At 71.7% G+C, this 11,025-nt stretch carries 13 protein-coding genes; 5 read left to right on the top strand and 8 right to left on the bottom strand.

Annotated elements, in window-relative coordinates; genetic code table 11:
- Nucleotides 1–63: 63 nt before the first annotated feature.
- The 6 genes from ACYVIH_RS02265 to ACYVIH_RS02240 all read right to left on the bottom strand — a co-directional run bounded on the left by ACYVIH_RS02265 (nt 64) and on the right by ACYVIH_RS02240 (nt 7,534).
- Nucleotides 64–876, bottom strand: coding sequence for a CPBP family intramembrane glutamic endopeptidase (locus tag ACYVIH_RS02265; RefSeq protein WP_460865494.1), 813 nt, complete (start codon nt 874–876; stop codon nt 64–66).
- Nucleotides 873–1,778 (bottom strand): NAD(P)H-binding protein, encoded by a 906-nt coding sequence (locus ACYVIH_RS02260; RefSeq protein WP_460865492.1) that lies wholly within the window; start codon nt 1,776–1,778, stop codon nt 873–875. Before ACYVIH_RS02260 ends, ACYVIH_RS02265 begins: the two co-directional genes overlap by 4 nt.
- A 97-nt stretch (nt 1,779–1,875) precedes the next feature.
- The gene (locus ACYVIH_RS02255) at nt 1,876–3,141 is read right to left on the bottom strand and encodes an MFS transporter (protein ID WP_460865490.1); all 1,266 of its coding nucleotides are present in this window, start codon (nt 3,139–3,141) and stop codon (nt 1,876–1,878) included.
- Nucleotides 3,138–4,505, bottom strand: coding sequence for a GH1 family beta-glucosidase (locus ACYVIH_RS02250; protein WP_460865487.1), 1,368 nt, complete (start codon nt 4,503–4,505; stop codon nt 3,138–3,140). Before ACYVIH_RS02250 ends, ACYVIH_RS02255 begins: the two co-directional genes overlap by 4 nt.
- 143 nt (nt 4,506–4,648) lie before the next feature.
- Entirely contained in the window at nt 4,649–6,145 is a 1,497-nt protein-coding gene (locus tag ACYVIH_RS02245) for a hypothetical protein (RefSeq protein ID WP_460865485.1), read from the bottom strand.
- A gap of 9 nt (nt 6,146–6,154) precedes the next feature.
- Entirely contained in the window at nt 6,155–7,534 is a 1,380-nt protein-coding gene (locus tag ACYVIH_RS02240) for an MFS transporter (RefSeq protein WP_460865482.1), read from the bottom strand.
- 40 nt (nt 7,535–7,574) lie between these two features.
- Here ACYVIH_RS02240 and ACYVIH_RS02235 point away from each other — a divergent pair, with 40 nt between their 5' ends.
- The 3 genes from ACYVIH_RS02235 (at nt 7,575) to ACYVIH_RS02225 (ending at nt 9,218) form a co-directional block, all read left to right on the top strand.
- Nucleotides 7,575–8,054 carry an aminoacyl-tRNA deacylase gene (locus tag ACYVIH_RS02235; protein WP_460865480.1) on the top strand — a complete coding sequence of 160 codons (480 nt, stop codon included), beginning with the start codon at nt 7,575–7,577 and terminating at the stop codon, nt 8,052–8,054.
- Between the two features lie 84 nt (nt 8,055–8,138).
- The gene (locus ACYVIH_RS02230) at nt 8,139–8,732 is read left to right on the top strand and encodes a YdeI/OmpD-associated family protein (protein ID WP_460865477.1); all 594 of its coding nucleotides are present in this window, start codon (nt 8,139–8,141) and stop codon (nt 8,730–8,732) included.
- A gap of 27 nt (nt 8,733–8,759) precedes the next feature.
- Entirely contained in the window at nt 8,760–9,218 is a 459-nt protein-coding gene (locus tag ACYVIH_RS02225) for a GNAT family N-acetyltransferase (RefSeq protein WP_460865474.1), read from the top strand.
- A gap of 54 nt (nt 9,219–9,272) precedes the next feature.
- Here the strand turns inward: ACYVIH_RS02225 and ACYVIH_RS02220 are convergent, their stop codons facing one another.
- Together ACYVIH_RS02220 and ACYVIH_RS02215 are read right to left on the bottom strand one after the other, a co-directional pair.
- The gene (locus tag ACYVIH_RS02220; RefSeq protein ID WP_460865470.1) at nt 9,273–9,794 is read right to left on the bottom strand and encodes a VanZ family protein; all 522 of its coding nucleotides are present in this window, start codon (nt 9,792–9,794) and stop codon (nt 9,273–9,275) included.
- A 41-nt stretch (nt 9,795–9,835) separates the two neighbouring features.
- Nucleotides 9,836–10,276: an acyl-CoA thioesterase gene (locus tag ACYVIH_RS02215; RefSeq protein WP_460865468.1), complete on the bottom strand. Its 441-nt coding sequence runs from the start codon at nt 10,274–10,276 to the stop codon at nt 9,836–9,838.
- 52 nt (nt 10,277–10,328) lie between these two features.
- Here ACYVIH_RS02215 and ACYVIH_RS02210 point away from each other — a divergent pair, with 52 nt between their 5' ends.
- Both ACYVIH_RS02210 and ACYVIH_RS02205 read left to right on the top strand, forming a co-directional pair.
- A complete protein-coding gene (locus ACYVIH_RS02210; RefSeq protein WP_460865465.1) occupies nt 10,329–10,565 on the top strand; it encodes a DUF3099 domain-containing protein in 237 nt (78 codons plus the stop codon).
- 45 nt (nt 10,566–10,610) lie between these two features.
- Entirely contained in the window at nt 10,611–11,021 is a 411-nt protein-coding gene (locus ACYVIH_RS02205) for an MmcQ/YjbR family DNA-binding protein (RefSeq protein ID WP_460865462.1), read from the top strand.
- The last annotated feature ends 4 nt before the right edge of the window (nt 11,022–11,025 follow it).

The following is an 11,025-nucleotide window of genomic DNA, read 5'->3' as shown; positions in this document are numbered from 1 at the left end:
CGCTGGACACGCCGCATGTCGCTGTGAACCGTCCACAGCACGTGGGAAGTCAGGGGCTCGCGGTCAGCCGAACGCACTCATCAGCGGCGGGAGGATGAACAGCATCCCCAGCGACCAGGTGACGTGGGTGAGCATCGGGGCGAGCACGCCCCCGGTGACCCGGCGCTGCAGGCCGGTGAGCAGGCCGAGCAGGGTGGCGGCGAAGACCAGCATCACGTTGCCCGTGGCCACGGTGGTCAGCGCGTAGATGCCGGTCGAGAGCAGCACCGGCGCGCGTCGGCCGATCGCGGCGTACAGCCCGCCCCGGAAGAACAGCTCCTCGGCGACGCCGTTGACCACGGTCACCAGCGCGATCACCGGCAGCGAGCCGTACTCCGCGTGGTCGAGCACCGCCTCGACGCTCGAGCGCAGCGGCGGGATCTGCGCGACGATCAGCCCACCGACGGTGAACACCGCGACCGCGGCGAGCCCGATCAGGATCGGCTCGAGCACCGGTCGCCGCCACCGGCCGACGGTCGACCCTGCCGACCCTGCCGACCCGGCGGCCCGCGATGCGTCCAACGGCTCCGCCACCCCGGGCGGTCCCACCAACCGCGCCGGCCGGCCTGCTCCCCAGAGCGCCGGGACCCGGCCCACGTGCAACGGCCCGGAGGCGAACGCACCGACCGCCCAGGTCGCGGCGAGTGCGAAGGTGAGCGTGTAGAAGACCGGGTCGCCCGGCTCGGTGGCCAGCGAGAACCCGAGCAGCGTCGCGCCCACGGCGAGCGTGACCGCGGAGACCACCCGGCGTCGCCGGAACATGTGGTCGGGCTGGCGGTGGTCACGCGGGACCGGCTCGACCAGGGTCGCCTCGACGAAGCGCCTCAGCCAGGTCACAACACTCCCTTGTCGCGCAGGCGGTCCGCGAGCGCGGCCTTCACCATCTCGTCGTAGCCCATCGTCTCGAACGGCACGACCTCGCGGATCGAGTCGTCGCGGACGACGACCTCGTTGTTCATCGACTCGATCAGGTTGCGGCCGGTCTTCGCGTCGACGTCGGTGACCAGCGCCAGCCACTGCGAGGACAGTCTCGGGGTGAGCACCGGCGCGACGATGATCGGCAGGTCCCGGCCGTTCTGGATCTGCGAGGCCCGCCGGAGCATGTCGCGATAGGTCAGCACCTCGTCGCCGCCGATCTCGAAGACCCGGCCCATCGCCTGCTCGTTGTCGAGCACGCCCACGAGGTAGCGGATCACGTCACGCAGCGCGATCGGCTGGGTCTTCGTGCCGACCCAGTGCGGCGCCACCATCGCGGGGAGGTTCTTGACCAGCTGGCGGGTGATCTCCCACGAGATGCCGCCGTGGCCGACCACGATCGCCGCCCGCAGCACGGTCACCGGTACGCCGCCCTCGCCGAGCAGGCGCTCGACCTGGCGGCGCGAGCGCAGGTGCGGGGACAGGTCGGAGTCGTCGTCCCCGAGGCCGCCGAGGTAGACGATCTGGCGCACGCCCGCCTTCGCCGCGGCCTGCCCGAACGCCGTGGCCGCCTCGGCGTCGAGCCGTTCGAAGTCGTTGTCGTCGAGGGAGTGCACCAGGTAGTAGGCGACGTCCACGCCGCGCAGCGCCTTGCCGAGGGTGGAGGGCTCGAACACGTCGCCGCCGACCGGTTCGCCCTGCCCTTCGTACTCGTCGGGGCGGCGGGTCATCGCGCGCACGTCGTGGCCGTCCTCGACGAGCGCGCGGGCGAGGTGGGAGCCGACGAAGCCGGTGGCTCCGGTGACGAGCACGGTCAAGGACATCTGCAACCTCGCGGGATCGGTCTCGAAGACGGGGCGGGCCGTCGTACCCGCTGCGCCCAGAGTGCCCGAGAGCGCCGGTCTCACGCCTGCCCGCGGCTCAGCGGACGCTGCGGATCCGGTAGACCAGCACGCTGCCGGCCAGGCAGACCGCGGCGGAGAACAGGTACAGCGAGGTGTACCCGCCGGCCAGCGTGACCAGCAGGGTGGCGAGGAACGGCGCGAACACCTGCGGCAGCGCGTTGGCGATGTTGATGACGCCGAGGTCCTTGGCCCGGGCTGTGGCGGCGGGAAGCACCTGGGTGATCAGCGCGAAGTCGACTGCCGTGTAGACCCCGTACCCGGCGCCGAGCACCACGGCCGCGACCAGCGCACCCGGCCAGGTCTGGGTGACCGCGAGGATCACCGACGCCAGCGCCGCGACCAGCCCGGAGGCGGTGACGAAGACCTTGCGCCGCCCGATCCGGTCCGACCAGATCCCGCCGACCACGGTGGTGGCGACCAGCGTGGCGGCGTAGATGCCGGTCAGCACGAACACACCCGCCTCGGGGTCGCCGTAGCCGACCGCGTCCTGGAGGTAGAAGAACAGGTAGAGCGTGCCGAGCGAGTTGCCGAGGTTGACCAGGAACCGGGTGATCCAGGCCCAGCCGAAGTCGGGGTGGCGGCGCGGGTCGACCCAGAACCCGCGCGCGAACGCAGCGAGGTCCCACGCCGGCCGCTGGTCCCGGTGCAGCGCGACGTCACCGCTGCGCAGCACGAACGGCACGGCGAGTACGACGACCACCGCGGCCGTCGCGACGAAACCGGCCGCCACACCGCCGGTGACCGTCGCGATGCCGACCCCGCCGACCACGCCGATGGTCTGGGCGACGGCGACCCAGCCGCCGACGACCCCGCGCTGCTCGACCGGCACCTGGTCGGGGATGGTCGCGGTGATCGCTGCGAGCATCGCGTTGAGCCCCGCCTGCGCGAGGCACCAGCCGACCACCATCAGCACCACCGACTCGGCGGCGGCCAGCACGAGCAGCGCCAGCGCGCCGGTGAGTCCGCCGAGGACCACCCACGGCACCCGCCGGCCGAACCGGGAGGTGGTGCGGTCCGAGATCGCCCCGAACAACGGGTTGGAGACCACCGACACCGCTGCGCCGATCCCCGTGACCAGGCCGAACACGAACTCCTTGCTACCGGGGGCGACCTCGGCGGCCTGCTGGGCCAGCAGCACCTGGATCGGCCCGAAGAAGCCGGCCCAGAGCCCGACCGACGCGATCGTGACCCGCGCGACCCAGCCCTTGCGGACCGGGACCTCCGGCTCGGCGAGCGCGCCGAGGGCCGCGGGGACCGACCCGGTCGGAGGGAGAGCGGTCACCGCCGGTTCTCGGCGATCATCTGCCTGAACCAGGCGAAGGAGTCCTTCGGCGTGCGCTGCTGGGTCTCGAAGTCGACGTGCACCAGACCGAACCGCTTGGTGTAGCCCTCGGCCCACTCGAAGTTGTCGATCAGGCTCCAGGTGAAGTAGCCGCGGACGTCGACGCCGGCGGTGATCGCCTCCCCGACCGCGCGGAGGTGGCCGTCGAGGTAGTCGATCCGGCGCTGGTCGGCGACCCGTCCGGTGGCGTCGGGCTCCTCGTTGTAGGCGCATCCGGACTCGGTGATGTAGACCGGCGGCATCAGACCGTCGTACCCGTGCTCCATCATCACCAGCAGGTCGCGCAGGCCGTCCGGCACCACCGGCCAGTCGAAGTCGGTCAGCGGGTAGCCCTCGACCGGCACCATCACGAACGGCAGCCCCTCGCCGCTGACCGGGCTGCCCTCCGGCGCCGGGGTGGACGGCCCGGCGATCCGGGTCGGGTTGTAGTAGTTGACGCCGTAGAAGTCGATCGGGCTGGCGATCACCGGCAGGTCGTCGGCGACCGGGCCGGGCATCAGGTCGGCGAAGCCGTCGGGATAGCTGCCGCGCAGGATCGGGTCGGCGAACAGCCGGTTCCACAGCGTGGCGTAGAGCTGGGCGGCGTCCTGGTCCTCGGTGCTGTCGGTCGCCGGCCACACCGGGGTGTGGTTGTTGGCGGTGCCGATGCTGTGCGCGTTGTGCTCGCGCAGCGCGCGGACCGCCAGGCCGTGCCCGAGCAGCAGATGGTGCGCGGCAGGGAGCGCGTCGAACATCAGCTGCTTGCCCGGCGCGTGCATGCCGAGCCCGTAGCCGAGCAGGGTCACCACGTTGGGCTCGTTGACCGGGATCCAGTGCTCGACGCGGTCGGCGAACCGGCCCGCGAGCAGGTCGGCGTAGTCGGCGAACCGCAGCGCGGTCTCCCGGTTGAGCCAGCCGCCGTCGTCCTCGAGGGCCTGCGGCAGGTCCCAGTGGTACATCGTCGCCATCGGCTCGATCCCGTTGGCGAGCAGCTCGTCGACCAGCCGGTCGTAGAAGTCCAGACCGGCCGAGCTCGGCGTACCGGACCCGTCCGGCTGGACCCGCGGCCAGCTGATCGAGAACCGGTAGCCGTCGACGCCGAGCTCCTTCATCAGCGCGACGTCCTCGGCGTAGCGGTGGTAGTGGTCGCAGGCCACCGCGCCGCTGCTGCCGTCGATGATCCGGCCCGGCTCGGCGCAGAACGTGTCCCAGATGCTGCGGCCGCGGCCGCCCTCGTCGACGGCGCCCTCGATCTGGTACGCCGCGGTGCTGGTCCCGAAGACGAACCCGTCCGGAAGGTGCGGAAACTCCCTCGTCTCACCCATAGCTCTCACCATGGCACGCTTTACCCACCACCGGTGGTCGAGCTCCGGTGGTCGTGCTCCGGTGGTCGAGCTCGGTGGCCGAGCTCCGGTGGTCGAGCTCGGTGGTCGAGCTCGGTGGTCGAGCCTGTCGAGACCCCCGGCCCTCACCGCCGCCGGTGGAACACGATCCCGTCCCGCTCCGCCACGACCTCGTACTCGCCCTCCAGCACCGCACGCACCCGGCCGTTCTCGTCCAGCCCCCAGGTGTCGACGTCGTCCCACTCGACGACCCAGTCCGGCGCATCCGGGCCGGCCAGCGTGTCCGCCAGCAGGTCGAGCTCCGGATCGCGCACCCGGACCGGCAGGCTCCACAGGTACGGGTACGGACTCGCCATCCCTGCTTCCAGCAGCGTGTTCGCGTGCCCGTAGGTGACCACGGCGGTGTCGCCCGGCGCCGCGTGCTCGCGCAGCCAGAGTGCCGCGCGCATCGCCCGCTCCTGCGGGTCCTCCCGGAAGGCGTGTACGACGTTCGCGCCGGCTGCCGTGACCAGCACGGAGAGGACCGTGAGCCCCACCAGCCACGGGAGCCACCGCACGCCAGGACGATGCCGGACCATCAGCGCGACACCGATCACCGTCGCGGGGACCAGCGCGATCAGGTAGTGCCGCCAGAAGCTGCCGCCCGCGGCGACGCCCGCGACACCGACGACCAGCATCCCGACGAACGCCCACGACACCGGGTCCGCGCGCGTCAGCGGCAGAGTCACGTCACGCAGCGCCAGCACGAGGATCGGCACCATCCCGCTGAGCACCGCGGCGAGCACCAGCAGCCCGAGCCGTTCCATCGGCCGGCTCTGGTCGCTGCCGGCGATCGCCTCCGCGGCGTCGAGCCGGAACCCGTACATCCCGTAGGCCAGCCGGCCCAGCCCCGCCCCGGCTGCCACGGCCCACCCGGCGACGGCGCCGAGCACGAGCAGCGCGCCGGCCATGACACCGGCTGCCATCTTCGCGACATGGCGCCTCGACGGGCCCCGGTCGGCGAGTGCGGCGACGAGCAGCAGAACGCCGGCGAACACCAGCCCGTCGACGAGGTTCTGCTTGATCAGCACGGCCGCCGCGCCCGTCGTACCCGCCAGCGCGGACCACGCCCACGCCCGGCCGTCACGGATGCCCGCGGCGTCGAGGGCCAGCAGGCTGGCGAGGCAGCCGGCGAGGACCAGGGGTACGGCGAGCAGCTCACCGTCGACGAGGTGACCGCCGGTGGCGTAGGAGGAGCTCAGCGCCGCGGCGACCAGGGCGCACCAGCCGGCGACGTCACGACCCGCGACCTGGCGGCCGACTGCAGCGGCGAGCAGCACGAGGGCGACCGCGGCCACCGTGCCGAGCAGGCGCAGCGCGGTGACTCCGCCGAGCGCGGCGGGGACCTTGAACAGGAGCAGCAGGAGCGGCGGCCGGTCCACCCAGTAGGCGCCGTAGAGACCGTCGTCGTCGAGGTGCCACTGCTCCGCGACCAGGAGGAAGCCGCCCTCGTCCGGGCTGGGCGGATCCATCAGGAACGGCAGGCGCACCACCACCAGCAGGACCAGCGCCCCGGCGACCCCGAGCCTGCCGCGCGAGAGCTCCACCACGCGGTGACCCACCCGCCGAAGACTCGGCGGCATACCCCGACTCTATCCGCCGCCCACGCGGCGGGAGAGCGGCACCGCCAGTGCGCCGAACGCCGTGGTCAGGGTGAGGACAGCGACGAACGGCCCGCGGTCGGCAGCGGTGCCGACGGTGGTGAACACCAGGCCGGCGACCGCCACCGCGAGCGCGGCTCCCACGGAGTCGCTGATCGCGATCGCCGAGGTGGCGCTGCCCCGCTCGTGGGCCTCTGTGCGGGCCAGCACCACGGAGGTCACCCGTGGGTAGATCAGCCCCATCCCCATCGCGGCGACCAGCCACCCGAGTCCGACCAACGCACCAGGCAGATCCAGCGCGGCGGTGGCCAGGATCGAGCCCACGCCGAGCACCAGCAGACCCGCACCGGTGTGCAGCGCAGCCTCGTCGGGGAGCCGCTCCTGACCCAGTCGACCCTGCAGGTGGGAGGCGCCGGCCCAGCCGAACGTCGCCGCGGTGAGGACCAGCCCGCTGACCCAGGTGGCGGCGCCGTACTGCTCCTGCAGCAGGTAGGGCAGGTACGCCTCGGAGGCGAAGAACGTCCCGCCCATCACGCCGCGCAGGCCGATCGCGGACGGCAGCCCGGGCCGCCCGCGCAGGGTGCCGGCCGGCAGCAGCGGCCGCACACCCACCAGTGCGGCGACGGCCGCGACGAGCGCGACCACCACGGCCGTGACGCCCCGGGCCCCACCGGTAAGGTTGAGCCCGACGACCGCAAGGGCGACCGCGGCGGCCAGCAGCAGCCGGCGCACGCCGCGCGCGCTCCCGGCCGGTTCGCTCCGGTCCGGCTCGGTGACCTTCCGCAGCGTCGGCACGAGCAGCATCAGCGCGGCGAGGGCGACCCCGACCACGCCGAGGAACACCCACCGCCAGCCGACGGAGTCGGCCACGACCCCGGCCAGGAACGGCCCGACGATTCCGGGAACGACCCACGCGGCAGCGAAAGCACCGAGGATCCGCGGCCGGTCCACCGGGTCGTAGACCTGGCCGACCAGGACATAGAGCGCGACTGTCAGCCCGCCCGCGCCGAGGCCCTGCACGAAGCGTGCTGCCACCAGCAGAGCCATGTTCGGCGCCAGCCCGGCCAGCATCAGTCCCACGATGAACAACGCCACCGAGGTGAGCAGGGGTCGGACCGCTCCCCGGCGGTCGGACCACAGCCCCGCCGCCACCATGCCGACCACGCTGGCCGCGAGGGTCGCCGAGAACGCCGTGGAGAACCAGGCCCGGCCATCGAGGTCGGCGGTGACCGTCGGCATCACCGTGGCGACCGCGAGCGCTTCGAACGCGGCGAGGAAGACCAGCGCCACCGACCCCACGGTCGAACCGGCGTACCGCGAACCCATCAAGGGCGTGCGCATCGGCCGCGCGGCGCGATCGTCGAGAGTCACAACGCGAAGCGTAGGACTTCCGCTGCCGTAGGCTCGCGGCATGGAGGTCGCGACCGGAGACGAGACGCCCGCCCTGCGAGCCCTGGCGGAGTCCGGCATCGCCCACACGGTCACGCGGCACGGCAGGGTCAGGTCGCTGGCCGAGGCGGCCGAGGTGCGCGGCGTACCCCCGCGAGCGATCGTGAAGACGATGGTCGTACGGCGCGGACCGGGCGACCACCTGTTCGTCCTCGTGCCCGGCGACCGCGAGATCTCGTGGCCCAAGCTGCGGGCTCTGCTGGGCGTCAACCGGATCTCGATGCCCGACGCGGAGAAGGCACGCGAGGTGACCGGCTACGAGCGCGGCACGATCACGCCCTTCGGCTCCCTCACCCCGCTCCCGGTCATCGCCGACGAGCAGATCGTGGGGGAGATCATCTCGATCGGCGCGGGAGCCCACGGCGTGGCCGCGACGGTGGCCGCCGACGACGTCATCGCCCACCTGGGGGCGCAGGTCGGCGACGTGACCGACCCGGTCTGACCGGGCGGCGACCGGACCGTCACCGCGTGCCGGCACCTCGGACGGCGGGTTGACCCGGACCCGCGTCCGGGGCATCTTCCTGCCATGGACTCCCATGACGCCGCGATCTACTTCGAGAGCCCGCTCCACTGGCGCTCGTGGCTGGAGGAGCACCACCAGACCGCGACCGAGGTCTGGGTCGGTTACTGGAAGAAGCACACCGGCCGCGTCAACCTGACCTGGTCCGAGGCGGTCGACCAGGCGCTGTGCTTCGGTTGGATCGACAGCGTGCGCAAGAGCGTGGACGCCGACCGGAGTCGCCAGCGGTTCACCCCGCGCAAGCCGCGCAGCAACTGGAGCAGCATCAACATCGCCAAGGTCGCCGAGCTGCGCGAGCAGGGGCTGATGACGCCGGCCGGCCTGGCCGCGTTCGAGGCTCGGCTGGACGAGCGGTCGGGGATCTACACCTACGAGAACGGCGAGGTGGAGCTGAGCGAGGAGTACGCCGCCCAGCTGGCCGCCGTTCCCGAGGCGCTGGCGTTCTTCGAGTCGCAGGCCCCGTCGTACCGCAAGCTGGCCAAGTCCTGGGTCATGTCGGCGAAACAGGAGGCCACCCGCGAGCGCCGGATCGCCGCACTCGTCGCCGACTCCGCCCAGGGCCTGCGCGTGAAGCCCTTCCGGCCCGCCAGCAATGGGTAGGCCACGATCTCGACTACGGTCCCGATCATGACTACGGACGATTTCGTGCCGGTCGGCTTCGATCCACCCACCTCACTCACCACCGACCGGTTCCACCTCGAACCGCTGGGGCCGCAGCACAACCAGGCCGACCATGCCGCCTGGATGTCGAGCATCGACCACATTCGCTCCACCCCCGGCTATCCCGACGGCAGCTGGCCACCACGCAGCGGCATGACGCTCGAGGAGAACCTCGCCGACCTCCGCCGTCACGCCGACGACTTCGCACGTCGCGTCGGATTCACGTTCACCGTCCTCGAGCCGACCAACAACGACGTCATCGGCTGCGTGTACCTCTACCCCTCGACCTCCTCGGACTGGGACGTCACCGTGCAGTCCTGGGTCCGGGCCGACAGGGCGGACCTCGACGCGCCACTCGCAGACGCCGTCGCACGCTGGCTCGGCACCGACTGGCCCTGGGAGCGAGTGGACCGCTGCGGTCGCTGAGCCGCGGCGGGGCTGAGGTCGCCCGGGCCACGCCCTCTGTCATCGGATCGAGCGTCAGCTCCGCTGATCCGTCGCCATCACGCTGTCCGAGGGTTCGGCATCGGAGACGCGTGCGCGGAGCCGGAGCGCCGCCAGCGCGATGACGGCCCCCACCATCGCTCCGAGCGTGTTCGAGAGCCAGTCGTTGGTCGAGCAGGAACGACCGAGCATCGTCAGAAAGGCCTGGGCGAGCTCGATCATCGCGGACGCACCGCCAGCGCCGATGAGCACGATGACCGGGCGCCTCCAGGCAACCCCCCACAGGAGGGCCGGCGGGATGAACAGCACGACGTTGGCCATCAGCTCCACTGCTCCCAGGCCGGGCACCGCCCACTCCACCGCGCAGCCCACCTCGAGGTCACGGCTGGTCGGAACCAGGGTCAGGGCCGCAACCGGCACCAGACTCGCCAATGCTGCCGCCCGTGCCAGCCGTGGACGTGTCGTCAGCCAGTAGCCGACCCCGGGACCCAGCGCGACCATCAGGATCAGGCCGGCCGTCGTGACCCAGGGGTGCTCAACGAGGAACGTCGTGATCACGAGGACACTCTGTCAGCCGACGCTCCGAGCCGTGGTCAGGCTCAACGCAAGTCCGCGAGACGCGCCGCCAGCTCATCGGACACCCGAGCCTTGCTGCCGGTGGCGTAGTCGAAGGTGACGATCAGCGATTCGCCGTCTGCGGCGACCGCTCCGTGTCGGTGGCTCACGGCCCGGTACCGCATGACGAACCGGTCGTCGCCCACCTCCCCGATCTGCGCGCCGACGGTCACCGTGTCGGGGTGAGTGAGCGGGATCCGGAACCGGCAGCTTGCCGAGTGCAGGATCGGTCCGACGCCGTTCGACTGCTCGATCGAGCCCAGGCCGAGCTCGGCGAAACACTTGATCCGAGCGGTCTCGAAGTAGCGGAAGTAGACGGCGTTGTTCACGTGGCCCATGGCATCCATGTCGCCCCAGGCGACGGGGATCTCCACCGTCACAGGGAAGTCGGCGAGCAGGTCGGCGATCCGGTCTTCGTCAGTCACCGGCACAGGCTAGCGATACGTGATGTCCAGCCAGCGTGGGACAGTAGGAGTGATGAGACGAGAGCCCACGCGCTTTTCACTCAGCAACGCCGCCGAATCGCAGAGCGCACGCCTGCGCCGCCGCCGACGCTGGTACTTCGCCTTGATGGGCACCTGCCTGGCGCTGATCGTGCTCGCTTGGAACGTGGTCCGGCTGTGGTCGACGACCGCGGCCGTCGTCATGTCCGTGATCGCTGCGATCCTCCCGCCGGTGGCCGTGCTGGTCGCCAACTGGGGCGAGGACCACTGACGAACGTCTCCTCGTGAGTCGGCTGTCGCTGACAGACTCGGGACCATGTCCCGGCCGCCGCGCATCGAGCCCTCCGGCGACGTGGTCGCCCGGCTCGCCTCCATCGCCCTGGCACTGCCCGACGCATACGAGGAGGACGCCTGGACCGGGGTGAGGTGGCGGGTCCGGCACAAGACCTTCGCCCACGTCCTGGTCTCCCAGGAGGGTTACACCTCGGCGTACCGCGAGATGACCGGGTCGGCCGAACCCACCACGGTGCTGACCTTCCGGTCATCGGGTGACGAGCTGCTGACCCTCACCCGGGCCGGGCCGCCGTTCTACCAACCACCGTGGTCGCCCACCGTCGTCGGCATGGTGATCGACGAGGACACCGACTGGGACGAGGTCGCCGAGCTGGTGACCGAGAGCTACCGGTTCTGTGCGCCCCTGAAGCTGAGACGGCTGCTGGAGGAATGACGTG

The organism is Nocardioides pakistanensis, from assembly GCF_054781215.1.
This window is presented reverse-complemented; position numbering and strand designations above follow the sequence as displayed.

Coding starts and splice junctions, on each gene's coding strand:
- ACYVIH_RS02260 (WP_460865492.1), bottom strand. CDS start 1,778: ATGTCCTTGACCGTGCTCGTCACCGGAGCCACCGGCTTCGTCGGCTCC.
- ACYVIH_RS02250 (WP_460865487.1), bottom strand. CDS start 4,505: ATGGGTGAGACGAGGGAGTTTCCGCACCTTCCGGACGGGTTCGTCTTC.
- ACYVIH_RS02245 (WP_460865485.1), bottom strand. CDS start 6,145: ATGCCGCCGAGTCTTCGGCGGGTGGGTCACCGCGTGGTGGAGCTCTCG.
- ACYVIH_RS02235 (WP_460865480.1), top strand. CDS start 7,575: ATGGAGGTCGCGACCGGAGACGAGACGCCCGCCCTGCGAGCCCTGGCG.
- ACYVIH_RS02230 (WP_460865477.1), top strand. CDS start 8,139: ATGGACTCCCATGACGCCGCGATCTACTTCGAGAGCCCGCTCCACTGG.
- ACYVIH_RS02225 (WP_460865474.1), top strand. CDS start 8,760: ATGACTACGGACGATTTCGTGCCGGTCGGCTTCGATCCACCCACCTCA.
- ACYVIH_RS02210 (WP_460865465.1), top strand. CDS start 10,329: ATGAGACGAGAGCCCACGCGCTTTTCACTCAGCAACGCCGCCGAATCG.
- ACYVIH_RS02205 (WP_460865462.1), top strand. CDS start 10,611: ATGTCCCGGCCGCCGCGCATCGAGCCCTCCGGCGACGTGGTCGCCCGG.